This is a genomic window from Pelagerythrobacter rhizovicinus (assembly GCF_004135625.1).
GTDB classification, from domain to species: domain Bacteria; phylum Pseudomonadota; class Alphaproteobacteria; order Sphingomonadales; family Sphingomonadaceae; genus Pelagerythrobacter; species Pelagerythrobacter rhizovicinus.
Map to the genome: position 1 here is coordinate 673,775 of NZ_SDPV01000001.1, position 26,441 is coordinate 700,215.

Annotated in this window: 22 protein-coding genes; 15 read left to right on the forward strand and 7 right to left on the reverse strand. The window is 67.9% G+C overall.

All coding sequences use genetic code 11. The features are described 5' to 3' along the window. Positions 1-16: 16 nt before the first annotated feature. From ETX26_RS03255 to ETX26_RS03305, 11 genes are all read left to right on the forward strand, one after another. The gene (locus tag ETX26_RS03255) at positions 17-661 is read left to right on the forward strand and encodes an XrtA/PEP-CTERM system exopolysaccharide export protein (protein WP_129523242.1); all 645 of its coding nucleotides are present in this window, start codon (positions 17-19) and stop codon (positions 659-661) included. Between the two features lie 16 nt (positions 662-677). Continuing rightward, positions 678-2,195, forward strand: coding sequence for an XrtA system polysaccharide chain length determinant (locus ETX26_RS03260; protein ID WP_129523243.1), 1,518 nt, complete (start codon positions 678-680; stop codon positions 2,193-2,195). Between the two features lie 10 nt (positions 2,196-2,205). Further along, the gene (locus ETX26_RS03265) at positions 2,206-3,234 is read left to right on the forward strand and encodes a P-loop NTPase family protein (protein ID WP_129523244.1); all 1,029 of its coding nucleotides are present in this window, start codon (positions 2,206-2,208) and stop codon (positions 3,232-3,234) included. A gap of 4 nt (positions 3,235-3,238) precedes the next feature. Continuing rightward, entirely contained in the window at positions 3,239-4,882 is a 1,644-nt protein-coding gene (locus ETX26_RS03270) for a preprotein translocase subunit YajC (protein ID WP_129523245.1), read from the forward strand. Positions 4,883-4,895: 13 nt separating this feature from the next. Continuing rightward, entirely contained in the window at positions 4,896-6,062 is a 1,167-nt protein-coding gene (locus ETX26_RS03275) for an XrtA/PEP-CTERM system-associated ATPase (RefSeq protein WP_129523246.1), read from the forward strand. A gap of 27 nt (positions 6,063-6,089) precedes the next feature. After that, positions 6,090-6,947 (forward strand): XrtA system polysaccharide deacetylase, encoded by an 858-nt coding sequence (locus ETX26_RS03280; protein ID WP_129524123.1) that lies wholly within the window; start codon positions 6,090-6,092, stop codon positions 6,945-6,947. Then, positions 6,944-8,002 carry a FemAB family XrtA/PEP-CTERM system-associated protein gene (locus tag ETX26_RS03285; RefSeq protein WP_129523247.1) on the forward strand — a complete coding sequence of 353 codons (1,059 nt, stop codon included), beginning with the start codon at positions 6,944-6,946 and terminating at the stop codon, positions 8,000-8,002. Before ETX26_RS03280 ends, ETX26_RS03285 begins: the two co-directional genes overlap by 4 nt. Beyond that, positions 8,002-9,234, forward strand: a complete 1,233-nt coding sequence (locus ETX26_RS03290) for a TIGR03087 family PEP-CTERM/XrtA system glycosyltransferase (RefSeq protein ID WP_129523248.1) — start codon at positions 8,002-8,004, stop codon at positions 9,232-9,234. Before ETX26_RS03285 ends, ETX26_RS03290 begins: the two co-directional genes overlap by 1 nt. After that, positions 9,224-10,783, forward strand: a complete 1,560-nt coding sequence (gene xrtA / locus ETX26_RS03295) for an exosortase A (protein WP_129523249.1) — start codon at positions 9,224-9,226, stop codon at positions 10,781-10,783. The genes ETX26_RS03290 and xrtA overlap by 11 nt, the downstream gene beginning before the upstream one ends. A gap of 9 nt (positions 10,784-10,792) precedes the next feature. Continuing rightward, positions 10,793-12,691, forward strand: a complete 1,899-nt coding sequence (locus ETX26_RS03300) for an XrtA/PEP-CTERM system amidotransferase (RefSeq protein ID WP_129523250.1) — start codon at positions 10,793-10,795, stop codon at positions 12,689-12,691. A gap of 157 nt (positions 12,692-12,848) precedes the next feature. Beyond that, the gene (locus ETX26_RS03305) at positions 12,849-13,784 is read left to right on the forward strand and encodes a crotonase/enoyl-CoA hydratase family protein (protein WP_129523251.1); all 936 of its coding nucleotides are present in this window, start codon (positions 12,849-12,851) and stop codon (positions 13,782-13,784) included. Between the two features lie 115 nt (positions 13,785-13,899). Here the strand turns inward: ETX26_RS03305 and ETX26_RS03310 are convergent, their stop codons facing one another. From ETX26_RS03310 to ETX26_RS03325, 4 genes are all read right to left on the reverse strand, one after another. Beyond that, entirely contained in the window at positions 13,900-14,598 is a 699-nt protein-coding gene (locus tag ETX26_RS03310) for a pirin family protein (RefSeq protein ID WP_129523252.1), read from the reverse strand. Positions 14,599-14,665: 67 nt separating this feature from the next. Next, a complete protein-coding gene (gene zapE, locus ETX26_RS03315; protein ID WP_129523253.1) occupies positions 14,666-15,781 on the reverse strand; it encodes a cell division protein ZapE in 1,116 nt (371 codons plus the stop codon). Beyond that, positions 15,778-16,233 carry a PaaI family thioesterase gene (locus ETX26_RS03320; RefSeq protein WP_225425480.1) on the reverse strand — a complete coding sequence of 152 codons (456 nt, stop codon included), beginning with the start codon at positions 16,231-16,233 and terminating at the stop codon, positions 15,778-15,780. The genes zapE and ETX26_RS03320 overlap by 4 nt, the downstream gene beginning before the upstream one ends. Before the next feature lie 2 nt (positions 16,234-16,235). Then, the gene (locus ETX26_RS03325; RefSeq protein ID WP_129523254.1) at positions 16,236-17,018 is read right to left on the reverse strand and encodes a succinate dehydrogenase iron-sulfur subunit; all 783 of its coding nucleotides are present in this window, start codon (positions 17,016-17,018) and stop codon (positions 16,236-16,238) included. 161 nt (positions 17,019-17,179) lie between these two features. On the opposite strand from ETX26_RS03325, the gene ETX26_RS03330 reads away from it, so the two are divergent. Further along, positions 17,180-17,818: an HAD family hydrolase gene (locus ETX26_RS03330; protein WP_129523255.1), complete on the forward strand. Its 639-nt coding sequence runs from the start codon at positions 17,180-17,182 to the stop codon at positions 17,816-17,818. On the opposite strand, the gene ETX26_RS03335 is transcribed toward ETX26_RS03330, so the two are convergent. Further along, positions 17,717-18,904 (reverse strand): glycosyltransferase, encoded by a 1,188-nt coding sequence (locus ETX26_RS03335; RefSeq protein ID WP_129523256.1) that lies wholly within the window; start codon positions 18,902-18,904, stop codon positions 17,717-17,719. The two genes, ETX26_RS03330 and ETX26_RS03335, sit on opposite strands and share 102 nt — an antisense overlap. 35 nt (positions 18,905-18,939) lie before the next feature. After that, positions 18,940-20,121, reverse strand: a complete 1,182-nt coding sequence (locus tag ETX26_RS03340) for a hypothetical protein (protein WP_129523257.1) — start codon at positions 20,119-20,121, stop codon at positions 18,940-18,942. A 42-nt stretch (positions 20,122-20,163) separates the two neighbouring features. On the opposite strand from ETX26_RS03340, the gene ETX26_RS03345 reads away from it, so the two are divergent. Continuing rightward, positions 20,164-21,531, forward strand: coding sequence for a lipopolysaccharide biosynthesis protein (locus tag ETX26_RS03345; RefSeq protein ID WP_225425481.1), 1,368 nt, complete (start codon positions 20,164-20,166; stop codon positions 21,529-21,531). Continuing rightward, positions 21,528-22,283, forward strand: coding sequence for a nucleotidyltransferase family protein (locus tag ETX26_RS03350; protein ID WP_225425482.1), 756 nt, complete (start codon positions 21,528-21,530; stop codon positions 22,281-22,283). Before ETX26_RS03345 ends, ETX26_RS03350 begins: the two co-directional genes overlap by 4 nt. A gap of 68 nt (positions 22,284-22,351) precedes the next feature. On the opposite strand, the gene ETX26_RS03355 is transcribed toward ETX26_RS03350, so the two are convergent. Beyond that, positions 22,352-25,090, reverse strand: coding sequence for an Rne/Rng family ribonuclease (locus ETX26_RS03355; RefSeq protein WP_129523259.1), 2,739 nt, complete (start codon positions 25,088-25,090; stop codon positions 22,352-22,354). Between the two features lie 439 nt (positions 25,091-25,529). On the opposite strand from ETX26_RS03355, the gene ETX26_RS03360 reads away from it, so the two are divergent. Next, the gene (locus tag ETX26_RS03360; RefSeq protein ID WP_129523260.1) at positions 25,530-26,399 is read left to right on the forward strand and encodes an N-acetylmuramoyl-L-alanine amidase family protein; all 870 of its coding nucleotides are present in this window, start codon (positions 25,530-25,532) and stop codon (positions 26,397-26,399) included. Positions 26,400-26,441: the final 42 nt, after the last annotated feature.

Sequence of the window (26,441 nt, forward strand, 5' to 3'; positions counted from 1 at the left end):
GCAAGGACGTGCATCGATGCCCATCGCCCGACTTTCCAAAGCGCTCGCCGGCACCGCACTGGCGGCCCTCACGCTCGCAGGCTGCGCCGGCGGCGGCGGCGCCCGGTTGCCCCCAGCCTCTTTCGTTGCGATGCAGGAGGGACCGGGCGAGGAATATGTCATCGGGCCGCTCGACGAACTGACGATCCACGTCTGGCGCAATCCCGAGCTCGGCGCCGAGAAGATCCAGGTTCGCCCCGACGGGCGCATCACCACGCCATTGGTCACGGACATGCCGGCGGTCGGCAAGACGCCGGCGATGCTGGCCGAGGACATCCGCCTGCAGCTCTCGCAGTATATCGAGGAGCCGCTGGTCTCGGTGATCGTGACGCAGTTCGCGGGCACGTTCAGCCAGCAGATCCGGATCGTCGGCGCGACCGAGCAGCCGGCCTCCATCCCTTACCGCGCGAACATGACCGTGCTCGACGCGATGATCGCCGTGGGCGGTCTCAGCGAATTCGCTGCCGGCAATCGTGCCAAGCTGATCCGCTTCGACAAGCAGGCCGGGCACCAGCGTGAATATGCGCTGCGGCTCGGCGACCTGCTGAAGGATGGCGATAGCCGCGCCAACGTCATGCTCCATCCGGGCGACGTGATCATCATCCCCGAAAGCATGTTCTGAGAAAGGCGCCCGGCGCATGAACGAGGTCTTCGAGGAACTGCAGGCGGCGCTCTATTCGGCGTGGCACCGGCGCTGGCTGGTGCTCGCGGTCGCTTGGGGCGTGTGTATCCTTGGGTGGCTTGCGGTCGCGATGATCCCCAACACCTACGAATCGAAAGCGCGCGTGTTCGTCCAGCTCGACGACGTGCTCGCGCAGCAGATCGGCATAGCCGGCGCCGGCAAGGACGAGATCGAACGCGTACGCAAGACGCTCCTGAGTTCGGTCAACCTCGAAAAGGTCGTGCGCTCCACGAAGCTGGGCGACGGGGTCACGTCGCCGCAGCAGATGGAGGGTGCGATCGCCGGCCTCGCCGAGAAGATCAAGGTCGTCAGCACCGAGGACAACCTGTTCGAAATCACCGCGCAGATCGGCCAGTCCAGCCTCTCCGACGCGGAGAATGCGGCGCTGGCACAGGACGTGGTGCAGAAGATGATCGACATCTTCCGCGAGGAGAACATCGCCGGCAGCCGCGGCGAGGTGGCCGAAACGCTGATCTTCATCGAACAGCAACTCGAGGACCGCAAGCGCGAGCTCGAGGCGGCAGAACAGCGGCGGCTCGCCTTCGAGGCCGAGCATCCCGAGCTGATCGGCGGCACGACCTCGCTTTCCGCCAAGCTCCAGGCCTTGCGCGCCGAGATGCGCGGAGTCGACGCGGACCTTGCCGCGGCGCAGAGCGCCCTCGCAGCGATAGGGGGGCAGATCGCGGGCACGCCCCGGACACTGGTCACTGCCGGTGAGGGTGGCGCGCGCGGTGCGCTGATGCAGGCGCGCTCGCAGCTCGCAAGCCTCCAGGCGCGCGGCCTCACCGACAATCATCCCGACATCGCGGCGCTCAAGCGTCAGATCGAGCTGCTCGAACGGCAGGCGGCGAGAGAGGGACCGAACGCCTCGGGAACGGCCAATCCCGCCTACACCTCGTTGGTTGCGATCCGCGCCGAGCGCGAGGCCAACGTCCAGGCGCTGATGGCGCGCAAGGCTGCGCTACAGGCGGATCTCACCGGCATGATGGCAGTGCAAGCGGAGGAGCCTGCGGTGGCGGCCGAGGCCAACCGGATCAGCCGCGACTACGAGGTGCTCAAGCAGAAGTACGACGAACTGCTGCAGAACCGTGAGGAGATGCGGTTGCGCAGTCAGGTCGAGAGCGAGCGCAGCTCGTTCCGTTTCGAGGTGGTCGACCCTCCGTCGACGCCCCGCACACCGGCTGCGCCCAACCGCCCGATTCTGTTGATCGGGGTGCTGATCCTGGGGATCGGCGCAGGCGGCGGTGCGGCCTTCGCGCTCAGCCAGGTACGTTCGACTTTCGCCACCGATGCGAAGCTAGAGCGGTCGCTGGGCCTGCCGGTGATCGGCACGATCTCGCACACGCTCACCGATGCGACCCGCGCCGTGGCGCGCAGGCGGATGAAGCTGTTCGCGGCCGGTTGTGCTTCGCTCGGCGGCCTCTGCTTGCTGCTGCTCGCGGTCGAATTCGTCCAGGTAGGCATGGTCGGGTGAGGAGAGGGACATGACCGAACAGAAGAAGATACCCGTCCCGCCCGAAGGACCGAAGGAAAGTTCCCTCCTCGAGCGGGCGAGCGGAGCCTTCGGCTTCGATCCGTTCAAGGCTGCGCCCGTGCCGCACCGGCTGCCCGACGCGCCAATGAAACGCGCCAGAGTCCCCCGGCCGGAAGAGGCGAGTAGTGCGGTTGAAGCCGCCGCGGAAACAGCCGCCGAGCCGCCGGCGGAGCGGGCCGCGCCGGGGGACCTCCCGGCCCCGCTCGTTCCATCGCAGGCAGTGGTGGAGCGGCAGGTCGGCGCGGTCGCGCTCAGAGGCAAGCGTTTTCCGGTCGACCGCGAATTGCTGCGCGAACAGGGGCTGATCGTTCCGGACGGTGCAGTGAACGCGCTGATGGAAGAATTCCGCATCGTGAAGCGCCGGGTACTGGAAAGCGCGCAGGCGGCGGGCACCGCGCGCTCGCGCCGCGTTCTCATCTGCTCGCCGCATCCCGGCGAGGGCAAGACCTTCTGTGCCAGCAATCTCGCGATCGCGCTGGCTGCGGAACGCGACAGCGAAGTCCTGCTGATCGACGCGGATTTCGCCAAGCCCTCGATCTTGTCGACCTTCGGTCTGCCGAAGGGGCCGGGGTTCATGGACTGTCTGGCGAACGACAACGTTCCGCCCGAAGACCTCGTGATCGGCACCGATATTCCGGGGCTGTGGGTGCTTCCTGCGGGCAACCAGACAAACGCGGACAGCGAATATCTCGCCAGTCGCCGCACCGCCGAGGTGCTTGACCGGCTGAGCATAGGCGCGCCCAACCGCATCCTGATCTTCGATTCGCCGCCTGCGCTCGCGGCCTCGCCCGCGGCCGAGCTCGCCAGGCACGTCGGTCAGGCAATCCTCATCGCGCGTGCCGACTCGACCGCGCAGAGCGCACTCGAGGACGCCGCGGAGCTGCTTTCGGGGTGCCCGGACGTGAAGCTGGTGCTCAACGATGCGCACTTCAGCCCCAGCGGCCGCAAGTTCGGCACCTACTATGGCTACGGGGAGTAAGGCGATGACCCGCACTTTCCTCGCCCCGGCCTGCGCGATAGCCGCGCTTGCTCTGGCGACGCCGGTCTGCGCGCAGCAGACCGCGACCGAAGAAGCGAGCGAAGGGCGCGACCGCCGCGCCGTCGTCGAACCCTATATCGAAGCCTCGCAAGTGCTCGTCGCCGAGCTTTCGCCGGGCGACGATACGGTCACCTATACCCAGGTTGCTGCGGGCGTGGACGCCAGCGTGACGGGCCGCAACAACGGCGGCTCGGTCTCGCTGCGCTACGAACGCAATATCGGCTACGGCGACGAAGCGCTCGATTCCGATACGCTGAGCGGCGTCGCGCGCGGCTATGCCACGATCGTGCCGCGCGCGCTGACCGTCGAGGGCGGCGCGCTCGCCGCGCGCACGCGGGTCGACGGCAACGGCGGCGCGACGCTCAACCCGCTGGTCGGCGACGACAGCGAGAGCCGCATCTACTCCGCCTACGCCGGCCCGAACCTCCACACGAGCGCGGGCGACGTCGAGGTCAACGCCAACTACCGCATCGGCTACACCCGCGTGGAAGCGCCCGATGCGGTGGTCGTCACGCCGGGCGGCCCGCCGGTCGACTTATTCGACGAGAGCGTGGTCCATGCCGCGGGCTTCCACGTCGGAACGCGCCCTGGACAGCCACTTCCGGTGGGCCTGGGCGTCGGCGGCGGCTGGGTGCAGGAAGATGTCTCCAACCTCGACCAGCGCGTGCAGGACCGCTTCGTGCGCGCCGACGTGCAGGTGCCGGTGTCCCGCGATCTCGCCCTCGTCGGGGGCGTCGGGTACGAGGATGTCGAGGTGTCGAGCCGCGACGCGGTGCGCGATGCCGACGGCATTCCGGTGGTGGGCAGCGACGGCCGCTTCGTCACCGACGACAGCGCGCCGCGCCGCATCGCTTACGAGGCCAACGGTCTGATCTGGGATGTCGGCGTCATGTGGCGCCCGAGCACGCGCACCGCGCTCGAGGCGCATGTCGGCCGGCGCTACGATTCCACCACCTACTACGGCACGTTCGCCTGGGCGCCGAACTCGCGCAGCAGCGTCAACGTCGCCGTCTACGACACGATCTCCGGCTTCGGCGGGCTGCTCAACACCGCGCTCGCCAACCTTCCGACCCAGTTCACCGCGGCGCGCAATGCGCTCAGCGGCGACTTCACCGGCTGCGTCGGGGGCGAGGAGGGCGCGAGCTGCCTCGCAGGCGTGCTCGGCTCGGTGCGCTCGGCCGTGTTCCGCTCGCGCGGCGTCGCGGCGAGCTACGGCCTGCAGCTCGGCCGGATCGACACCGGTGTGGGTGCGGGCTACCAGCGGCGCAAGTTTATCGCCGCGCCGGGCACCGTGCTCGCTTCCGCCAATGGCGTGGTCGATGAGGCCTACTGGGTCAGCTACTACCTGTCCGCGCAGCTCGGCCGCGACGCGGGCTTCGACGCCAATGCCTATGCGAGCCGGATCGACAGCGGCTTCGTCGACAGCGGCGAGGTCCTCGCACTCGGTGCATCGGCCGCCTACCGCCGCTCCATCACCGACCGCCTGTCGGCCCGCGCCGCCGTGGCGATCGACCATCTCGATAGCGACGCCGCGATCGAGAACTACACCTCCGCCTCCGCACTGCTCGGCCTGCGATACGATTTCTGAGAGGTTTGAAGCGATGTTCGACGACTTTTACGGGCTAACGGGTCGCCCCTTCCAGCTGACCCCCGATCCCAATTTCTATTTCGAGAGCACGACGCACCGCAAGGCGCTGTCCTACCTCGGCTACGGCATGGCGCAGGGCGAGGGCTTCATCGTCATCACCGGCGAGGTCGGCGCGGGCAAGTCCACGCTCGTTGCGCACCTGATGCAGAAGATCGACCGCAGTCAGATGACGGTCGGTCAGGTCGTCACCAGCAATCTCGACGGTGAGGAACTGGTTCACGTCGTCGCGCAGAGCTTCGGCCTCGATGTCGAGGGGCATGACAAGGCCAGCGCGCTGGGCGCGATCGAGAGCTTCCTGCACGAGGAAGCGCGCGAGGGGCGCCGGTGCATGCTGGTGGTCGACGAATCGCAGAACCTCAGCGTCGAGGCGCTCGAGGAGCTGCGGATGCTGTCTAACTTCCAGCTCGGCGCGCATCCGCTCCTGCAGACCCTGCTGCTGGGGCAGCCCGAGTTTCGCCAGGTTCTGGCCGAGCATCAGGATCTCGAGCAGCTCCGCCAGCGCGTGATCGCCGCCCATCATCTCGGCCCGATGGAGCCGGGAGAGATCGAACCCTACATTCGCCACCGTCTCAAATGCGTCGGCTGGCAGGGCAATCCCGAGTTCGACCAGCAGATTTTTGCCGAACTGCACGAAGCGACCGGCGGCATCCCGCGCAAGGTGAACCAGGTGGCCACGCGCTTGCTGCTGCTTGGCGCCGTCGAGCAGAGGACGCGGATCGACAGCGTGATGCTGAGCACGGTTCTGAAGGAAATGCGGAGCGACCATGCTTTTCCCGAGACTGCATCGGGCTCGATGCCGAAGCTCGCTCCCGCGCCTGGCCCGGGGCCGGTGAAACATGCAGTCTATCCCGAGGCCGTGTCGGCCGGCCCGTCGCACGGTGCGGCGGTGGATTTCGAGGCCATGCTGGCCGAACGCGACGCGCAGATTGCGGAACTCCAGCAGGCCGTGATCGAACTGTCGCATGCTCTGGAGCGCAACGGAGCCGAGGACGACGAGCTCGTCGCCAGGGTCGACGCGTTCGGCCGTCGGCTCGACGAGCAGGAGCGGTCGGTGCGCGAAGTGCTGGCGATGCTGATAGAATGGGTCGAAACGGGGCAGCCCCCGCGCGTTGCGGCCTGAGGACGGCGCGTGTCGGAGGGGCAGCAGATCGTCAACGGCCTCTCGGTCGACGTCGAGGACTGGTTCCAGGTCGGTGCGTTCGAGAACGTAATCGCGCGCGATGACTGGGACGATCTCGCGCTGCGCGTCGAGGACAACGTGCTGCGCATCCTCGACCTGTTCGCCGAGGCCGGGGTCAAGGCGACCTTCTTCACGCTGGGCTGGGTGGCCGAGCGCAATGGCGCCCTGATGCGGCGGATCGTCGAGGCCGGCCACGAGCTCGCGAGCCACGGCTACGACCATGCGCGGGTGTTCACTTTCGACCGGACGCAGTTCGCCGCGGACATCCGGCGCGCCCGCGAGACGCTCGAGGATGCGGGCGGCGTCGCGGTGACCGGCTACCGCGCGCCGAGCTTCTCGATCGACCAGCGCACCCCCTGGGCCTATCTCGAGCTGGCCGAGCAGGGCTATGCCTACTCCTCCAGCGTCGCGCCGATCGCGCACGACCACTACGGCTGGCGAGAGGCGCCGCGCTTCGCGTTTCACCCGCTCCCCGGATCCGATCTCGTCGAGGTTCCGGTGACCACCGCCACGTTTGGCGGCAAGCGTCTGGCAGCGGGCGGCGGCGGGTTCTTCCGCGTGCTGCCGTACGGCTTCTCGCGCTGGGCGATCCGGCAGGTGAACCGCCGCGACGGGCGCCCGGCCGTGTTCTACTTCCACCCGTGGGAGATCGATCCCGATCAGCCGCGGGTGCCCGGCGCGCCGCTCAGGTCGCGCCTGCGCCACTACACCAACCTCGAGCGCATGGCGCCCAAGCTGCGGGACCTGGTGCGCGAGTTCGCCTGGGGGCGCATGGACGAGATCGCGCAGCGCGAAGCCGCGCGCGCGGTGCCGCTGGCGGCATGAACGCGCCCTTCGCTCCGGCTTCGACCTCGGTCTCGCTCGCGGACCTGCGCGATGCAGGCGAAGTCGCACGGATAGAGCGCTTCGTCGCGGAGCGGGGCGGAGCACTGTTCCATCGCCCCGCCTGGCTTCGCGCAGTGGAGCGCGGCACCGGGCAGCAGGCGCTCGGCCTCGTGGCGGAGCGGCATGGCAACCTCGTCGGCTGGCTGCCGCTGAGCGAGATTCACTCCCCGATCTTCGGCCGCGCGCTCGTCTCGAGCGGCTTTGCGGTCGGCGGCGGCATTCTGGCGGAGGATGACCGCGCCGCGGCGGCGCTTGCCCGCGCGGCCGAGGAGCTGGTGCAGCGGCGTAGCTGCGCGACGGTGGAGCTGCGGGGCGGGGCGCTCCCGGCCGACTGGGACTTGCGCGACGACACGCACCTCGGGTTCGTCGCCGATCTGGCGGCGGACGACGAGGCGCAGCTTCTCGCCGTTCCGCGCAAGCAGCGCGCGGAAGTGCGCAAGAGCCTGCAAGGCGATCTCGAGGTCCGTGTCGGACGCGGCGAGCCGGACCGGGCGGCGCACTACGCGGTCTATGCCGAAAGCGTCCGCAATCTCGGTACGCCGGTGTTCCCGCGGGCGCTGTTCGATGCGGCGCTGGACGAACTCGATGGCGACATCCTCACCGTCCTCCACGATGCGCGGCCGGTGGCAAGCGTGCTGTCTCTCTATCACGCCGGCACCGTGCTCCCCTACTGGGGCGGCGGCACCTTCGCGGCGCGCTCTCTGCGGGCGAACGAGCGGATGTACTTCGAGCTCATGCTGCATGCCCGCCGGCGCGGATGCCTGCGGTTCGACTTCGGCCGTTCAAAGACCGGCAGCGGGCCGGCTGCCTACAAGAAGAACTGGGGCTTCGAGCCGCGGCCGCTCGCCTATGCGAGCTGGACCGCGCCGGGCACCGCCAAGCGCGACATCGATCCGAACAGCGACGCCTACTCGGCCAAGATCGCGCTGTGGAAACGCCTGCCGCTCGCGCTCGCCAACCGCATCGGTCCGCTGATCGCGCGGGGGCTGGGCTGATGCCGGGAGAGATCCTCTTCCTCGCGCACCGCGTGCCTTTTCCGCCCGACCGCGGGGACAAGATCCGTTCGCACCATCTGCTGAAGCGGCTGGCCGAGATCGCGCCGGTCCACGTCGGCTGCCTGGCCGAGACTGACGGGGATATGGCGCAGGAGAGCGAGCTGGCGGAGATTGCCAGGAGCCACTTTCTCGCCCGCCGCGCGAAGCCGCTGCCGCTGGCCGGTATCGAGGCCCTGGCCAGGGGCCTGCCGGTCAGCCTCACGGCCTTCGACCATGCCGGGCTCCGCCGCTGGGTCGCGGCAACGCTGGCGGAGCGGCCTATCGGAACGGTCTTCGTGTTCTCCGGGCAGATGGGGCAGTATGTGCCAGCGGACTTCGGCGGCCGCGTGGTAGTCGACCTATGCGACGTCGATTCAGCCAAGTTCGAGGCCTACGGCAAGCAAGGCGGCCCCCGCGCATGGATCGACCGGCGGGAAGGGCGCCTGCTCGCTCGCGAGGAAGAGCGGCTGGCGCACCGCGCCCACTGCACGCTCTTCGTCAGCAAGGCCGAGGCGGCGCTGTTCCGCTCGCGCCTGCGCAGCCCGGCGGGCGTACGCATCGAAGCGCTGCGCAACGGGATCGACACCACCACCTTCGATCCAGTGGCGGTCGCACCGCACCCGGAACTTGCCGCGGAGCCGGGGCCGCACCTCGTGTTCACCGGACAGATGGACTATGCGCCCAACGTCACCGCGGCACTGCGCACGGCGGAGCGGCTGCTTCCGGCGATCCGGCGGGCTCACCCCGGTGCGACGTTCCATGTCGTCGGCCGCGCACCCGTGCCGCAACTGCGGCGGCTTGACGGACGGAACGGCATCCGTGTCTGGGGCGAGGTGCCCGACGTGCGCCCGTTTCTCGTTGCCGCAGACGCCGTGCTCGCTCCGCTGGAGATCGCCCGCGGCATCCAGAACAAAGTGCTGGAGGCGATGGCGATGGCGCGGCCCGTCGTGCTCTCACCGGAGGCCGCGACCGGGATCGACGCGCGCGACGGCGAGCACTTCGCCGTCGCAGCCCACGATCAGGCGCTGATCGACCGCGCCCTTGCGCTGCTGCAAGACGCGACCGCGGCCGCCACAATGGGCGTTGCCGCGCGGCGTTATGTGGTCGAGCATCAGGGCTGGGCCGCAATGCTCGTGCCGCTGAGCGAGATCGTCGGCGCGCGCGGGGCCGAGGCGCGCCGCGATGCCGCCTGAGGCCAGCCTTTCGTTTGCGGGCGAGGGCATGTTCGCCCGGGTTCCTGCGATGTGGCGCGGCCCGCTGGTGCGCCTTGCCGCCGCCTGGCTCGTGCTCGTGCTCCTCACTGGCCGCGATTGGCTGGCGATGGCGGACAAATGGTGGAACGTCTCGACTTACAACCACGTGCTGTTCGTGCCTCCGATCGTCGGATGGCTGGTGTGGCACCGCCGCCGCGAACTGGCCGAGCTGACGCCGCGTGCCTGGTGGCCGGGGCTGGTGCTGGTCGGAGGATCGCTGTTCGTTTGGCTCCTCGGCATGCTCGCGGGGCTCAACAGCGCGAGCCAGCTCGGCGCGGTCCTCGCGCTTCCTTCGGCGGTGATCGCGTTGCTCGGACCGCGCGTTGCGGCCGGGCTGCTCTTCCCGCTCGCCTACATGCTGTTCCTCGTGCCGTTCGGCGACGAGCTCGTGCCGACGCTGCAGATGGTGACCGCCGACATCGTCATCTGGCTCACGCACGCCAGCGGCATTCCCGCGGTGATCGAAGGCGTCTTCATCGACACGCCGGTCGGCCTGTTCGAAGTGGCCGAGGCATGTTCGGGCGTGCAGTTCCTCGTCGCCATGCTCGCGCTCGGTGTGCTGATCGCGCAGACCTGCTTCCGGAGCTGGCGGCGCCGCACGGCGTTCCTCGCCTTCGCGCTGGCGCTGCCGATCCTCGCCAACGGCGTGCGCGCCTGGGGGACGATCTACATTGCGCAGTGGCAAGGGATCGCGTTCGCCGAGGGGTTCGACCACATCGTCTACGGCTGGGTCTTCTTCGCTTTCGTCGTCGCCGTGCTGCTCGCGGTGTCGTGGCGCTGGTTCGACCGGGAGCCGGATGAGCCGGCGATCGATCCTGAAGCGCTCCGCCGCTCGCCGTTCCTCGGCATGCTGGAGCGCGCCTCGCTCGGCGCCAACACCGCGCTTGGGGCAATCATTGCGATGGCGCTCGGCTTCGCCCTCTGGGCCACGCTCGCCTCGCGAGTGGAGGCGCAGGTGCCGCCGGCGATTGCCTTGCCCGAGGTCGCGGGCTGGCAGCAGCTCGCCTATGCACCTGAGGTCCCCTGGCAGCCACGCGCAAGCGGCGCGGCGCATCGGCTGATCGGCCGCTACCGCAACGCCGCCGGGGACGAGATAGACGTGTTCTACGCGCTCTATCCGGCGCAGGACGACAGGCGCGACGCCTCGGCTTACGGGGAGGGCGCGCTCGTGCCCGATACGCCGTGGCGCTGGCTGGAGCCGGGGCGGACCTCACCCGAGGCGGCGGGCGACGTCCTTCTCGCCTACGGGCGGCTCGTCCGGGTTGCAGAGACGAGCTATCGCAAAGGCGATCTCACCACCGGCAGCGCGGCGCGGCTCAAGCTCGCGACAATGCGCGACCGCCTGCTGCTGCGCCGGCGCCCGACGGCGACGCTGATCCTCTCGGTCGAGGGCCGCCCGGCAGCCGAAGGCACGCAGGTCATCGACCGGTTCACGGCGGCCATCGGCGATCGCGGCGCGTGGATGGACCGCGTGGCCGACCTGCGATAGAGGCCGCGCATGTGCGGCATCGCCGGGATCTTTCATTGCGGCATCCCCAAGCCGGTCGATTCAGAACGGGTGCGCCGCATGTCCGACGCGCTCGCGCACCGCGGGCCTGACGGGTCGGGAGTCTGGACCGGGCCCGGCGTCGGCCTCGGCCACCGCCGCCTTTCGATCATCGACGTCGCGGGTTCGCCCCAGCCGATGCATTCGTCCGACGGGCGCGCAACGATCGTTTTCAACGGCGAAATCTATAACTACCGCGAATTGCGGCGCGAGCTCGCGAGCGAAGGCGCACAGTTCCGCACCGACGGCGATACCGAGGTGATCCTCGCCGCCTGGGCCCGCTGGGGCGTCGAGTGCCTGCCGCGCCTCCACGGCATGTTCGCCTTCGCGCTCTACGACGCACATCGCCGCGAACTGCTGCTCGCGCGCGACCGGCTCGGGGTGAAGCCGCTGTTCATGGCGCACCTGAGCGACGGAAGCCTCGCCTTCGCCTCGGAGCTCAAGGGCCTGCTCGCGCACCCGCTGCTGCGGCGGGAGGCCGATCCGCTGGCAGTCGAGGACTATCTCGCCTGGGGCTACGTTCCCGACCACCGCTCGATCCTGAAAGGCGTCGAGAAGCTGCCGGCCGGTCATTACCGAGTGCTCCGGCACGAGAGCTCGCCCCAGCCGCCGGTGCAATGGTGGGACGTCGATTTCACCCGCCGTCGGAGCGGTTCTAGCGCAGATCTTTCGGCCGAGCTCCTTCACCACATGCGCCAGGCGGTGGCGTCGCGCATGGTGGCCGATGTGCCGCTCGGTGCCTTTCTGTCCGGTGGCGTCGATTCCTCCTCGGTCGTCGCGCTGATGGCGGAATCGAGCCGCGATCCAGTGAAGACCTGCTCGATCGGGTTCGACGTCGCGGCGCTCGACGAGACGGCCTACGCCGAACAGGTCGCGCTGCGTTTCGGCACCGATCACCGCAGCCGCACGGTCGATCCCGACGACTTTTCCGCGGTCGACCGGCTTGCGACCATGTTCGACGAGCCCTTTGCCGACGCCTCCGCGCTGCCGACCTGGCGCGTGTGCCAGCTCGCCCGTGAGAACGTGACAGTTGCCCTTTCTGGCGACGGAGCGGACGAAGCTTTCGCCGGCTACCGCCGCCAGATCTTCCACGCCCGCGAGGAGCAGGCGCGCGCCGTGCTTCCCGCCGCACTGCGGCGCCCGGCATTCGGCGCCCTCGGCGCGATCTGGCCCAAGGCCGACTGGGCGCCGCGCCCCCTGCGCGCCAAGACGACCTTCCAGTCGCTCGCCGACGATGGGGCCGCAGGGTACGCGCGCGCGCTCGGCGTAGTTCCGCCAGAGCTCCGCGCGACACTCTATACGGACCGCTTCGCACGCGAGATCGGCGACTATCGCGCCGAAGATCCGCTGGTGGAGATGATGCGTTCGGCTCCGGCGCGCTCCGGCCTCGACCGCGCGCAGTATGCCGATCTCAAGTTCTGGCTGCCCGGCGGCATCCTCACCAAGGTCGACCGCACGAGCATGAACGTGAGCCTCGAGGCGCGCGAGCCGCTGCTCGATCACCGACTGATCGAGTTCGCCGCACAGTTGCCGCAGCGCGAGCGGATCAGGGGGCGGCAAGGCAAGTGGCTGCTCAAGCACACGATGCGCCGCTACCTGCCCGATGACGTGCTGTTCCGCCCCAAGCAGGGCTTCGTCACGCCAGTCGCCCAATGGCTGCGCGGCCCGCTGGCCGGCGAGGCCCGGGCGATCGCGAGCGGTGCGCGGCTGGCCCGTACCGGCTGGTTCGACGAGATCCGGCTGAGCACGATCGCCGAGGCGCACATCGCCGGACGGTCGGACCATTCGCGGCTGCTGTGGCAGCTCCTGATGCTCGACCGCTCGCTCGATCGCCTGGGTATATCGGGCTAGCGGACACTCGATTTTGGGGCATGCCCCGGATCGGGACCCACTGTCAGCAAAGTTAATTAATCGTTTGCCAATTGACTCGCGTGTCGATTACGCTTCGCGAAATCGGGGGATGCCGCAGAAAAGCGGGGGGATCCTTATGGATCATGTGAGTTCTGGAATGGAGAATACCGAACCCGAAACGGGTTTGGATCAGCCAGCTATTCCGCTTGGCGAAGGCGACGAGGCGCTGGTCGCGGAAAGCGCGCGGCACGCGGCGATCCCCGAAGGTCTCTTCCAGCTTCACGAGCTCGACGTCTTCTACGAGGACGAAACGCAGACCCTGTGGACCTACATGAACCCAGAGGGGCGGCCGAGCTTCACGCCGACCATGCTCGGCGATTTCGAGAACTGGCAGGTCTATATCGAGCAGGGTTTCGGCCCCGAGAAAGTGCCGCTGCGCTTCCTCGTGCTCGGCAGCCGTGCGCCAGGCGTATTCTGCTTCGGCGGCGATCTCGACCTTTTCCAGCGCCTGATCCGCGAGCGCAATCGCGACGGACTGGTGCGTTACGGCCATCGCTGCTGTAAGATACTTCACCGCAACGTCGCCTCGCTCGACCTGCCGATGCTGACCGTTGGGCTGGTCGAGGGCGCGGCGCTCGGCGGCGGGTTCGAAGCGCTGCTGTCGTTCGATTACATCGTGGCCGAACGCGGTGCGACGTTCGGGCTGCCGGAGATCATGTTTGGCCTGTTCCCGGGGATGGGCGCACACGCGCTGCTGAGCCGCAAGGTCGGCAGCGCGATGGCCGACCGGCTGATCGTCTCGAACGAGACCTATAGCGCGGAGCAGATGTACGAGATCGGCCTGGTGCATCACCTGGCGGAGAACGGACAAGGCCTCGCCGCCTGCCGCGAGTTCATCAAGAAGTCGGACCGTCGCCACGCCGGGCTGGTCAACTCACGGCGTGCGATGAAGGTTTCCTGGAACCTTGAGCTGGCCGAGCTGAACCGCATCACCGAGCTATGGGCCGATTCCGCGCTCCAGCTGCGCGAGCAGGACCTGAAGGTCATGGGCCGCCTCGTGGCCGCGCAAGCACGGCTCGCCAAGGCGGCGTGAGGGGGCGAACCTCCCGAGTCCCAGCGAAGGCTGGGACCTCAGGCCGTTGGCGCTTCGCCCGATAGCCTGAGACCCCAGCCTTCGCTGGGACCTGTCTCCTTTGTCGCAACTCTAGCTAGCGGGCGTCGACCAGCACGACCTGCGCATCGTCGATCGCTTCGACGACGATCTCCTCCTCGCCGGTCACGGCAATGCCGTCGCGCGGAGCGGCCTCGACACCGTTCACGCGAATGCGGCCGTCGGGGGCGACGAGGTACTGGTGCCGCGCGCCCGACGTGCGCCATGTCGCCGACTGGCCCGCCGCGAGCGTCGCCGCGGCCACTTTGGCGTCGGTGCGGATCGACAGGGCGTCATCCGCTTCGGGCGTGCCGCTGGCGACGATCTCGAACCCGCCCTCGCGCGCAGCCTTGGGGAACTCGCGCTGGCCCCATGACGGCTGCTCGCCGCGCCGGTCCGGGATGATCCAGATCTGAAACAGCGTGGTTTCCTCGTCCTCGAGATTGTATTCGGTGTGGGTGATGCCCGTGCCGGCGCTCATCACCTGAACGTCACCCGCGGCGGTGCGGCCTTGGTTGCCCAGGCTGTCCTTATGCGTGATCGCGCCGGTGCGCACGAAGGTGACGATCTCCATGTCGTTGTGCGGGTGGGGCGGGAAGCCGCTCTTCGCCGCTATGGTGTCGTCGTTCCACACGCGGATCGCGCCCCAGCCCATGCGCTGGGGATCGTGGTAGCTCGCAAAGCTGAAGTGATGTCGCGCATCGAGCCAGCCGTGGTCGGCCGCGCCCAGCGTGGCGAAAGGTCTCACGTCGATCATCGATATTCTCACCTCGGCGGGGTGTTGTCGCCGGAATAATCGATAAGTGGGGCTCGCCCGCAGCCTTTCAACCCTCGCTGCCGTGGCCCAGCGCCATGTAGTCGGCGCTCTGCATTTCCTCGAGCCGGCTGACCGTGCGAGCGAATTCGAAGCTGCCATCGCCCGCGAGGTAGAGGCCTTCGGGCTCCGCGTCCGCCGTAGCGAAGAGCTTGACGCGAAGTTCGTAGAGCGCGTCGACGAGCTTGGTGAAGCGGATCGCCTCGTTGCGGCGGTCGGGCCCCATGACCGGAATGCCGACCACGATCACCGTGTGATAGGCTCGGGCGATGGCGAGATAGTCGGCTGCGCCGCGGTTCTCCCCGCACAGGCGCTTGAAGCTGAACACGGCGACGCCCTTGAGGCTCTTGGGCACGTGCAGCGTCCGCCCGCCGCCGAGGTCAAGTTCGGCGCTCGGCACGTGCGCGGCATCTTCGGGCTTGTAGTCGGTCAGGCGAAAGAACGCCTCGCGCACCTGCGCGGTCGCCTCGGGTCCGAGCGGCGTGTGCCAGTTGTCGATCCCGCCGAGCCGGTCGAGCCGGTAGTCGACCGGGCCGTTGAGCGGAACCACGTCCAGCTCGGCCTCGACCAGGTCGATGAAGGGCAGGAACAGCGAGCGGTTGAGCCCGTCCTTGTAAAGGTCGCGCGGCGGCCGGTTGCTGGTGGTGACCACGGTGACGCCCTCGTCGCGGATCAGCGCGGTGAACAGGCGGCTCATGATCGCGGCGTCGGCGGTGTTGTTGACCACCATCTCATCGAACGCGAGGCAGCGGACCTCGCGCGCGATGCGGGCGGCCGCAGGGGCAACCGGGTCGCCGCTTTCCTTCGCCCGTTCCTCGCGCATCAGCTTGTCGACTTCGAGCATGAAGCCGTGGAAGTGGACCCGGCGCTTTTCCGCAATTCCCAGCGTCTCGACGAACAGGTCCATCAGCATCGACTTGCCGCGCCCGACGCCGCCCCACATGTAGATTCCGCGCGGAGGCGAGGGCTTGCGGCCGAGGAGGCGACCGAGGAAGCCCAGGTTCTGTTCTGTCTCGAGCGCGTCCTGCAGCCGGTCGAGCGCCACTGCGGCAGTGCGCTGCTCGGCATCGGGGCGGAGCTCGCCCGCGGCGATCAGCGCTTCGTAGCGCGCGAGCATCCCGCTCACTTGCGGCTGGCCTTGCGCACTAGCGCGGTGAAGCCCGCCACCAGATGATCGCCCTGCACGACCTCGCCGCGCAGGAACAGCAGACGCCCGGTCTCGCGCAGCACCTCGACCACCGCATCGAGCGGCTGGTCCGGCTTGCCGGCGCCGATGAACTGGGTCGAAAGTTCGAGCGTCACCGCCGGGCCGGCATCGCCGCCGGTCAGTGTCCGCATGGCGGCAAAAAGCGAGATGTCGATCAGCGACAGCGTGACGGCGCCGTGGATCATCTCCTGCAGGTTCGTGTGCTTGCGCTCGGGAAACATGCGCAGGCGGCACTTGCTGCACTCGGTGCGCACGAGCATCTCGCCCATGACCACGGGATTGAAGCGCGTCTGGTCGCGCAGGTTCCAGGTATGCCAGCCGGGATGATCGGGATGCTCCCGATAGTCGAAGACCGGCTCTTCCGCCTCCACGCTCAGATCTGGCGCTCGGCCAGCATCTTCTTGGTCTCGGCGATCGCCTTGGCCGGGTTCAGGCCCTTGGGACACACGTTCGCGCAGTTCATGATCGTGTGGCAGCGATAGAGCCGGAACGGATCCTCGAGCTGGTCGAGCCGTTCGCCGGTCATCTCGTCGCGGCTGTCGGCGAGCCAGCGATAGGCCTGGAGCAGGATCGCCGGGCCGAGGAACTTGTCGGAATTCCACCAGTAGCTCGGGCACGCGGTCGAGCAGCAGGCGCAGAGGATGCACTCGTACAGGCCGTCGAGCTTCTCGCGCTGCTCGGGGCTCTGCAGCCGCTCCTTGCCGCTCGGCGTGGTCGAGACGGTCTGCAGCCAGGGCCGGATCGAGGCGTACTGCGCGTAGAAGTGTGTGAAGTCGGGGACGAGGTCCTTGACCACGTCCATGTGCGGCAGCGGCGTGATGCGGATTTCGCCCTTCAGGTCCTCGATCGCGGTGGTGCAGGCGAGGCCGTTCTTGCCGTTGAGGTTCATGGAACACGAGCCGCAGATCCCCTCGCGGCACGAGCGGCGGAAGGTCAGCGTCGGATCGATCTCGTTCTTGATCTTGATCAGCGCGTCGAGAACCATCGGGCCGCAATCGTCGAGGTCGATCTCGAACGTGTCATAGCGCGGGTTCTCGCCGCTATCGGGATCGTAGCGATAGATCTTGAACTTCTGGATCCGGTTCGCGCCCTCGGCGCGGTGGGCGCGGCCCTTGCCGCTGATCTTCGAATTCTTCGGAAGGGTGAAGGTCGCCATTGCGTCCGGTGTCCTGCTGCGTTTCGGGGCCTATCTAGCCGGTTCGGCGGCAAGAGCAAGGTGAAGCGGGACACAACGAGAAAGTCGAAAGGGGCGCGATCTTCGCCGGGGATTGCGCTAGGGGGCCCGAACGCGACAAAGCAGGAGCGTTCAGCTTGCGCATGACGATCTACGACCTGGACGGCACGCTGCTGTCCGGTTCGACCTTCACGCCCTTCCTCATCTTCGGCGCGCGGCGACTAGCCCTGTGGCGGCTCCTGCTGCTGCCGGTCTGGATCGCGCTGATGATCGGGCACAAGCTCGGCCTGATCGACCGTACGACGCTCAAGCACCGCGGGATGCGGCTGATGCTGGGCCGTCCGCTGCCCGAGACGCTCGCGCGTGTGGCGCGGGCGTTCGCGGAGGTGCGGGTCGCGCGGCTGCACCCGGGGGCGCGGCGGGCCATGGAGGCGGACGCGCGCGAGGGGCGCCGCGTGGTGATCGCAACCGCCGCCTATCTGCTCTACGCCGAACATATTGCGCGCTTGCTCGACGTGGAGGAGATCATCGCCAGCCACTGGGCCATCGAGGGGGAGATGCAGCCTAACTGCTACGGCCCCGAGAAGCTGGCGCGCGTGCAGGTCTGGCTGGCGGAGCGCGGCATCGCGCGCGGCGAATTGCACCTGCGCTTCGTCAGCGACAGCTTCGCCGACGCACCGCTACTCGACTGGGCGGACGAGAGCTGGTTCGTAACCAGCCGCGCCGGCGTAGCCCGGCGTGCCCAGGCGCGCGGGTGGCAGCCAGTCAACTTCAGCCGCTGAGACATCGGCGTCGAGCCCGCGCAGGATCAGCGCGATGTGCCGATCCCAGCGGAACGTGCGCAGTGCGTGCGCGCGCGCCGCTTCGGCCATGGCGCGCCGCTCGGCGGGGTGGGCAAGCAAGTGGCGCAGGGCTTCGCGCAATTCCTCGTGATCGGTGCCGTCCACGGCAATGCCGTTGACGCCCGAGTCGACGAGTTCGATCGCGCCGCCCGCCTTGCCGAGGACGACCGCCGTTTCCGCAACCATGGCATCGGCGATCGCGATGCCGAACCCCTCGAAATCGCGCCCGTCGTCGATCTCGATCTGCGGATGGAGGAAGATGTCGGCTTGGGCGTAAAGCGCCGCCACCCGCTCCGCCGGCATGAAGCCCGCCACCTCCACCATGTCGCCGAGTGCGCAGTCCTCGACGAGCTGCTGCACTTCCGCCAGGGCCGGGCCGCGTCCGCCGATGATGTATCGGAACGGCAACCCCTGGTCGCGCAGTTCGGCAAGGGCCCGAACGCACGCGGAGATGTTCTTGCGCGGCTCCAAACGGCACAGCGAGAAGATGAGCGGCGGATCGTTCTCGGCAGACGATCCCTGTGCGGTACAATCGGCCGGGCTGTCGCCGAGCCCGTTCCAGGCCACGATCGGCTCGGGCAGATCATCGCCCAGCCGTGCGCGGAGCTTGGCCGCGCTGTAGCCGCTGACGGTCACGATCGCACGCGCGCGGCGCGCAACCATCCGCATGAGCTGCCTCGTGCGCGTGCCGCCGTACATGAACTCGCGGCCGTGAAAGGTGGTGACGTAGGGCAAGCCGGCCAGCATCGGCAGGATCGAAGTCCGCCAGGTGGTGCCGTGCACCAGGAAAGGCGTGCCGTTCCGTGCCCTCTCGCGCCGCATGGCCGCGCGCAGGCGAAGCGGCATCAGCGGAGACTTGGGCCGGCCCACGTCGACCAGCGCGACCGGCCCGACGCGCATATGCCGTGGGCCGAGCGCCGTCTGCGTGAACACAGTCACCTCCGCGCCGGCTTCGGCATAGGCTTCGGCCACGCCTTCGGCGTAGGTCTGCATGCCGCCTTCTTCGGCAGCATACCCTTTCGCCATGACCCAGATGCGCCGGCCGTTGAGCCGCGCAGGTTTCAGGCTTTCGTCGTGTGAGATGGCGAGCTCTCTTCCATGAAAGACGTTATGGCGGCCGCCGCTCTTATCGCGGCCGATTGCGGGCCTGTCGAGAACGTATCGGCGAAAAGTTCCTTCTGCCGCGCCTCGTACGTCGGGTGAGTGGCGATCGCGCGGTCGAGCGCTTCGAGGATGTTTGCCCGGGGGCCGACGACCGGGCCGGTCTGCCAGTGCGCGTAATCGGCGCTACCCTGCCAGTCCACGCCGTGCGCGTTGAGATGCAGGCAAGGGCGGGGGCGCAGGAGGAATTCGTAGATCTGGCTGCTCACGTCGCCGCAGTAGATGTCGGCGAGATTGGTGTAGCTCATATCCGTCGCCGCCGGGCTGCCGCGGTCGACCAGGATGTGCGGGCATGCCTCGACGGCGGGGTTGACGGGCGGCACGCGCTCGATCGCGGGCGGGGCGATGGTGAGCGTGTGCCGCCGCTGGAACAGCATGACATGCGGGGCGAAGATGACGTTGTAGCGGTCGCTCGCCGCCAGTTCCGCGAGCACGCGCGGCCCCATCCGGTAATAGCTCGACAGACGGGGCGAGGGGTGGGGCGTGTAGAGGACGATCGGCCGCGAGTTGTCAGGAAACGGGTTCGGGATGCGCCTGTCTGCGAACATATCGAACTTGGGGTAGCCGACGATCCGGATCCGCGCCGGATCGACGCCCGCCTCCGCCTCCAGCCGCCGCGCAATCTTGGGGCCGGACACCAGCACGAGATCGAACCGGGCGCTCTCCTTGCCGAACCCGATTGCGCGGTCTCCGGCGCCGTGGCGGGTATGGATGATCTTCAAGTGATCGAGGCCATAACGCGTCTTGAGCAGGAGCGAGGTCTTTTCCGACACGACCAGCGCGTCGAACCCGCGGAAGAGATCGAGGTTGTCGCGGTAGAGCAGGATCTTGCGCGCCGGCACGACCCGCTCCAGCAGACCCGCCGCGAGACGCGAGACGCTGTTGCGGAGATCCAGCCGGACAAGGCTCATCCGCTCGAGCGCGCTGCCCGCCAGTTCGCGGACGCGCTGCTCCAGCCGCTCGCTCCCGGTCGCCAGCACGACCTCGTGCCGCCCGCTCGCGGCCAGCTCCAGCGCGATCGGCAGGCTGTGCGCGAGCTGGTGGAGCTGGTCGTGGTTGAAGAGAAAGCAGATGCGCGCCATCGGGCGTGCCGCTAGCGTAAACGGCAGAGTCGCGCCATGCCGATGTCGCCCTCCCTGGGCATTGACCGTCCCAGCAAGCTCGTCCAGAGCGCGGCCATGCCGTCGCGCGCTTCTACCTCACGCACGGGCCTGTCGACCATCCTGGGCAACTTGGCGTGGCTCCTGGGGGGCAAGGGCTTCGGTGCGGTGTGCAGCATCGTCTATCTCGCGGTGCTGTCGCGCTCGCTCGGGATCAAGGATTTCGGCCACTTCTCGCTGATCTTCGGCACCGGCCAGGCGCTGGTGGCGATCGCCGGATTCCAGACCTGGCAGACCATGGTGCGCTTCGGCGCGCAGGCCGTGCACGAGCAGAACTGGCAGCGCTTCGGCCGCCTCGCGTGGTTCTGCGGGGCGATCGATGCCGGGGGGGCGTTGCTGGGCAGCCTCGTCGCATACATCATCTATTTCGGGTTCGCCGAGTTGCTTGAACTCAACGAACGCTACGTCGCGATGGCATTCGCCTTCAACTGCGCTCTGCTGTGGGCGCGGGTCACGACGCCGATCGGCATCGTACGCGTGCTCGGCCGTTTCGACATCGCCACTTACGTCGAGGCGATCGTTCCCACCGGTCGCCTCCTGGCAGCCTTCGGGATCATGTTTGCAGGCGCGAACGTCGGCCGCTTCCTGGCAGCCTGGGCGGCCATCGAGCTGATCTCCGCCGCAGCCTACTGGATTGCTGCCTGGCGGCTTGCGCCGCAAGCCATGCGCAAGGAGCATTTCGGCACGTTTGGTAAAGCAATGCGCGAGAATCCGGGCGTGGGCCGCTTCTTCGGAATCACCTATGCCAGTTCCACGCTTGACGCGCTGTACAAGCAGGGGCCGCTGCTTGCAGTCGGCTATTTCCTCGGCACCAGCGCGGCCGGCGTCTATCGCCTCGCGGACCAGCTCGCGCAGGGCTTCGGCAAGCTGTCCCAACTGCTCAGCCGCGCGATCTATCCGGAGTTTGCCCATGCGCGCGTAGCGGCCGACATCGGCGATTTCCGCAAGCTGGTCAGCCAGGTGACCGTGATAGCGGGGGTCGGCGGTGTAACTGTGACGCTTGCCGCGCTCGCATTCGGCGAGGACCTGTTGGGTCTGATCGGGGGCGAGGATTTCGCACGGGGCGGGGTGGTGCTGATACCGCTGGCGATAGGCGCGGCGTTCGATCTCGCCAGCGCATCGTATGAGCCCGTCCTCCATTCCACGGGCCGTCCGTCCTATCCGCTGATTGCGCGCAGCCTTGCCGCGGTGGTGCTGATTGCCAGCATCGTTGCTTTCGCGGGGTTTGGCCCGGTGGGCATTGGTTGGGCCGTCGCGCTGGGCATGGCGTGCAGCTACCTTGCGATGAGTTTCGCGGTATTCGTCGTTCTCCGGCGGGACCGGGCTGCGTGACGGTCGCGGTGAACGCGCTGGTGCTGGCCGGCTCTCGGCCCGGCGGCGACCCGCTCGCGCTTGAAGTCGGCGTGACGCACAAGGCTCTGATCGAGATAGGAGGCGTGTCGCTCCTCACCCGCGTGGTCGGAGCGCTGCGCGAAGCGGGATGCACGCGGATCCTCGTTTGCTGCGAGCCAGGACCGGTGGAGGATCTCGCGCAGGCCCTGGGTGCGGGTGTAATCCCGCCCGCAGCAGGGCCGAGCGGGAGCGTGCTGCGGGCGCTTGAGGCCTCCGGCACGCCGCTGCTTGTGACGACTGCTGACCACGCCCTGTTGCGCCCCGAATGGATCTCCGAACTGATCGGGGGTGCGCCTGCCGACTGCGATCTCGCGGTGATGATGGCCGAACGGGCGCGGATCGAGGCAGCGATGCCGGGGAGCCGGCGGACCTACCTGCGCTTCGCAGACGGGCACTGGTCGGGCTGCAATCTGTTCTACCTGCGCACTCCCGCGGCACGAGCTGCGGTGGAGGAATGGACGCGAGTCGAGGCCGATCGCAAGCGGCCGTGGAAGATCGTAGCACGGCTCGGGCCCGGCCTGCTGCTATCGTACGCGCTCGGCCGCCTCTCGCTGGCGGAGGGGCTGGCGCGGCTTGGCAAGAGCATCGGTGCACGAGCCGCGCTCGTGCGTGCCAGCGACGGCCGGGCTGCGGTGGACGTCGATACGCCGCGCGATCTCGAAGATGTGCGCGAACTGCTGGACAACAGCTAGGCGGAACTTCGGCAGCGGCGCGTCATGACGAGGGGCTACGGAGGCCTCCTCGCCATGACGTGCAGGGATCACTCGCCGAAGGTGCGCTGCCACCAGCCGCGCCGCTGAGGCGCTGCGGTTGCCGCTTCGCCGGCGTCGTTCGCCGGAGCCGGTTCGGCCGCCTCTGTTGGTGCAGGTTGCTCGGCCGAAACGGTGTCCTCGGCCGGGGCGGCATCCTGGGGCGCCGGTTCTTCCTTCTTCTTGCGCCGCGTGCGCTTGGGCTTTTCGACCGGAGCCACCGGTTCGGCGGCCGATTCGGTTGCGGTGGTCGCAGCGTCTTCAGCCGGAGCTTCGTCCGCCTTCTTGCGACGCGTGCGTCTCTTCGGCTTCGGCGCTTCCTCAGTTTCCGCTGCGGGTTCGGCCGCGGGCGCTTCGTCGGTTGCGGTGGCCTCGGCGACTTCGGCCTCGGCAGCAGGCTCCCCGGCCTTCTTTCGCCGCGAGCGCCTCTTCGGCTTGGGAGCCTCCTCGGCAACCGCTTCGGCCGTCTCCGGTGAATCTTCGGGGCCGGCAACGACCGCCATGTCATCGACGACCTGTTCCGACAGATCCTCGATCGGCTTCACCTCGCCGCCCGTTTCCTCACCCGCTTCGCCGCCCGCTTCGCCGCCCTTGCCGCGCCGGCGGCGCCCGCCGCGGCGACGGCGCTTCTTCGGCTTTCCTTCCTCGTCGTCGCCACCCTCGTGATCATCGCGGGCGGCTTCGTCGCGACGCTCGTCGTCTTTGGACGTTTCGCCGTCACCGTCACCGTCATCACCTCGGTTCTTGTTGCGGCCGCGACCGCCCCGGCGGCGGCGCTTGCGCTTCCGTGAGGAGTCGCCCTCGTCCTCGTCGCGGATGTCGTATTCATCGTCGTCGCTCTCGGCTTCGACCTCGACGTCATCCTCGTCGTCGACGACGATCGGTTCGAACTTCGGTGCCTGAGTCGGTCGCGGACCGGAACTGGAGACGCTCATCTTCGCGCCTTCTTCCTCGCCTTCCGGAACGACCTCGACGTTGACGCCGTAGCGTTGCTCGATCTCGACGAGATCGTCGCGCTTCGCGTTGAGCAGGTAGATCGCCGCCTCGGTGCTCGCCGCGAGGCGGATCACCGTGCCCTTGCCCTTGGCCGCCTCGTCCTCGATCAGACGCAGCGCCGACAGGCCCGCGCTCGATGCCGTGCGGACGAGACCGGTGCCGTCGCAGTGCGGGCATTCGCGGGTCGTCGCTTCGAGCACGCCGGTGCGCAGCCGCTGGCGGCTCATCTCCATCAGACCGAAGCCCGAGATGCGGCCGACCTGAATGCGCGCGCGGTCGTTCTTGAGCGCGTCCTTCATCGCGCGCTCGACCTTACGGATGTTGGAACTGTACTCCATGTCGATGAAGTCGATCACGACCAGGCCGGCCATGTCGCGCAGGCGGAGCTGGCGCGCGATTTCCTTCGCCGCCTCGAGATTGGTCGCGAGCGCGGTCTGCTCGATCCCGTGTTCCTTGGTCGAACGGCCCGAGTTGATGTCGATCGAAACGAGCGCCTCGGTCGGGTTGATGACCAGGTAGCCACCCGATTTGAGCTGCACCATCGGATCGTACATCGCGCGAAGCTGGTCTTCCGCGCCGTAGCGCTGGAACAGCGGAACGGGATCGGAATAGGCTTTAACCCGCCGGGCGTGGCTGGGCATCAGCAGCTTCATGAATTCCTTGGCGGAGCGGTAACCCGCTTCGCCCTCGACCACGACTTCTTCGATCTCGCGATTGTAGATGTCGCGGATCGCGCGCTTGATCAGGTCGCTGTCCGAATGGATCAGCGTCGGCGCGGCGGAGGCCAGGGTCTTTTCGCGGATCTCGTCCCACAGGCGGGCGAGATAATCGAAGTCGCGCTTGATCTCGGTCTTGGTGCGCTGGAGGCCCGCGGTGCGCACGATCAGGCCCATCGACTTCGGCAGGCTCAGGTCGCCGACGATCTGCTTCAGCCGCTTGCGGTCGCTCGCGCTCGAGATCTTGCGCGAGATGCCGCCGCCGTGGCTGCTGTTCGGCATCAGCACGGTGTAGCGACCGGCGAGGCTGAGATAGGTCGTCAGTGCCGCGCCCTTGTTGCCGCGCTCTTCCTTGACGACCTGGACCAGCAGCACCTGGCGGCGCTGGATGACGTCCTGGATCTTGTAACGGCGGCGCAGCGCCTGGCGGCGGGCGCGAACCTCGTCGACTTCCTTCGTGCGGGCGCGGCCCTTGCCCTGACGGCGTGCACGGCCACGGCGACCGCGGCGCGAATCTCCGGCGTCGTCAGCGTTCTCTTCGTCGCCGTCGTCGTCGTCGTCGCCGCTCTCGACCTGGCCTTCCTCGATCGTGGAGACCTTGGACTTCTCGGAGGTGTCGATTTCCTCGACCCCATCCTCGGCGAACTCCTCGACCAGCGATTCTCCGGTCTCGTCGTCGGCGTCGTACTCGTCGCCGGGAATTTCGCCGCGGTCTTCCTCTTCGGCGCGCAGGCGCGCCTCTTCCTCGGCTGCCTCGGCCTCTTCGGCGAGGAGCTGTTCGCGATCCTCCTTCGGGATCTGGTAGTAATCCGGATGGATTTCGCCGAACGCGAGGAAGCCGTGCCGGTTGCCGCCGAAGTCGACGAAAGCGGCTTGGAGGCTAGGTTCTACCCTGGTGACTTTGGCGAGGTAGATATTGCCTTTGATCTGCTTGTGTTCGGCAGATTCGAAATCAAACTCTTCAATCCGGTTGCCCTTGAGCACCGCCACCCGCGTTTCTTCCGGGTGGCGCGCATCGATAAGCATGCGCGTTGCCATTTAGAATTCTCCGTGCGCGTGCCCTTAGGCCGAGGCCCTTGGGGAGAACGCGCGCATATGTGTGGAATCCGCCGATCGGAGCGCGATGGGCGGCATTGTCGGACCGGTCGCTCTGGATCGTCCAGAGGCGCCGGAATGATGTGTCTGCAGACATGCGAATGCGCTTGTTCTGCGCCGCCCGGTCCGCCCGTGCCGCGACGCATGCCGGCGGCAGCGTCGTCAGGGGCGGGGATGGGCTTCTCATGTATTGCATCAACCTGTTGCAAAAAACCCGGGAACGGACTTCCGGACCTGCCGATCGTTCCCGGCCGGCCCAGCACAATTGTGTGAAAGGCAAGCTTTAACGGGCCGGATATCGGCCTGCCAGCGCTAGCACTGCCGGTGTAGTTCGGCAACCATGTTGCGCTCTGCGCCCGCAACGCCGTAACAACGCCGCGCAATGTCCATGCGGCTTCAGATCTGGCTGGTATTCCTCGCGCCGCTGGCTTTGCTGGCCGGGCTCTACGCGCTCGGTCTGACAGTCCCGGTGCCGCATCTCGGGCGGGACTACGTCGTGCGCCTGCAGCTTCCCGACGCCGGCGCGCCAGTCGACTTGCCGAAAATCCACGGCCCCTCGGACCGTTCACGCCCCTTGGTCGTGATCGATCCGGGCCACGGCGGCAAGGATCCGGGGGCGAGCGTCGAGGGATATCGCGAGAAGGACATTGCACTTGCCCTAGCGCTGGCGCTGCGCGACCGTCTCGTGCGGGACGGCGGGATCCGGGTGGCACTTACGCGGGAGGATGACAGCTTCCTGGTGCTCGAGGAACGGCCGGAGATCGCGCGCCGGATGGGCGCCGACCTGTTCCTGTCGATTCACGCCGATTCCGCAGGAGAGGCAAGCGACGCGAGCGGAGCAAGCATCTACACGCTTTCCGCGCAGGCTTCGAGCGAAGCGGCCGCGCGTTTCGCGGAGCGTGAGAACAATGCAGATCGCCTGAACGGAGTTCGGATCGAAGGGCAGAGCGAACAGGTCAGCACAATCCTGATTGAGCTGTCGCAACGCCGGGTGCAGGAAGAATCGGCCGAGTTCGTGAGTTTGGTCCTGCGCGAGGGGGAAGATGCGCTGACGTTCCACCCACGACCGCGCCGTTCGGCCGCGCTCGCAGTGCTGCGCGCTCCCGACGTGCCTGCCGTGCTCTACGAATCCGGCTTCATCACCAATCCCGAAGATGCGAAGCGCTTGGCCACGCAGGAGGGAAGGGAGCGGTTTGCCGAAGTAATGGCGCGCGCGATCCGCATCTACTTCGCGCGACAATCGGGGGCTTAGCTGCGTCAGTGCATCCATGGATGACGAGGAACGCTCGTGCAG

What these genes read in the sequence shown, in the direction of transcription:
- ETX26_RS03300 (WP_129523250.1), top strand. Translation starts at nt 10,793, where the DNA reads ATGTGCGGCATCGCCGGGATCTTTCATTGCGGCATCCCCAAGCCGGTC.
- ETX26_RS03345 (WP_225425481.1), top strand. Translation starts at nt 20,164, where the DNA reads ATGTCGCCCTCCCTGGGCATTGACCGTCCCAGCAAGCTCGTCCAGAGC.
- ETX26_RS03290 (WP_129523248.1), top strand. Translation starts at nt 8,002, where the DNA reads ATGCCGGGAGAGATCCTCTTCCTCGCGCACCGCGTGCCTTTTCCGCCC.
- ETX26_RS03340 (WP_129523257.1), bottom strand. Translation starts at nt 20,121, where the DNA reads ATGGCGCGCATCTGCTTTCTCTTCAACCACGACCAGCTCCACCAGCTC.
- ETX26_RS03285 (WP_129523247.1), top strand. Translation starts at nt 6,944, where the DNA reads ATGAACGCGCCCTTCGCTCCGGCTTCGACCTCGGTCTCGCTCGCGGAC.
- ETX26_RS03275 (WP_129523246.1), top strand. Translation starts at nt 4,896, where the DNA reads ATGTTCGACGACTTTTACGGGCTAACGGGTCGCCCCTTCCAGCTGACC.
- ETX26_RS03325 (WP_129523254.1), bottom strand. Translation starts at nt 17,018, where the DNA reads ATGGCGACCTTCACCCTTCCGAAGAATTCGAAGATCAGCGGCAAGGGC.
- ETX26_RS03305 (WP_129523251.1), top strand. Translation starts at nt 12,849, where the DNA reads ATGGAGAATACCGAACCCGAAACGGGTTTGGATCAGCCAGCTATTCCG.
- ETX26_RS03255 (WP_129523242.1), top strand. Translation starts at nt 17, where the DNA reads ATGCCCATCGCCCGACTTTCCAAAGCGCTCGCCGGCACCGCACTGGCG.
- ETX26_RS03360 (WP_129523260.1), top strand. Translation starts at nt 25,530, where the DNA reads ATGTCCATGCGGCTTCAGATCTGGCTGGTATTCCTCGCGCCGCTGGCT.
- ETX26_RS03335 (WP_129523256.1), bottom strand. Translation starts at nt 18,904, where the DNA reads ATGGCGAAAGGGTATGCTGCCGAAGAAGGCGGCATGCAGACCTACGCC.
- ETX26_RS03330 (WP_129523255.1), top strand. Translation starts at nt 17,180, where the DNA reads ATGACGATCTACGACCTGGACGGCACGCTGCTGTCCGGTTCGACCTTC.
- ETX26_RS03265 (WP_129523244.1), top strand. Translation starts at nt 2,206, where the DNA reads ATGACCGAACAGAAGAAGATACCCGTCCCGCCCGAAGGACCGAAGGAA.
- ETX26_RS03270 (WP_129523245.1), top strand. Translation starts at nt 3,239, where the DNA reads ATGACCCGCACTTTCCTCGCCCCGGCCTGCGCGATAGCCGCGCTTGCT.
- ETX26_RS03355 (WP_129523259.1), bottom strand. Translation starts at nt 25,090, where the DNA reads ATGGCAACGCGCATGCTTATCGATGCGCGCCACCCGGAAGAAACGCGG.
- xrtA (WP_129523249.1), top strand. Translation starts at nt 9,224, where the DNA reads ATGCCGCCTGAGGCCAGCCTTTCGTTTGCGGGCGAGGGCATGTTCGCC.
- ETX26_RS03310 (WP_129523252.1), bottom strand. Translation starts at nt 14,598, where the DNA reads ATGATCGACGTGAGACCTTTCGCCACGCTGGGCGCGGCCGACCACGGC.
- ETX26_RS03260 (WP_129523243.1), top strand. Translation starts at nt 678, where the DNA reads ATGAACGAGGTCTTCGAGGAACTGCAGGCGGCGCTCTATTCGGCGTGG.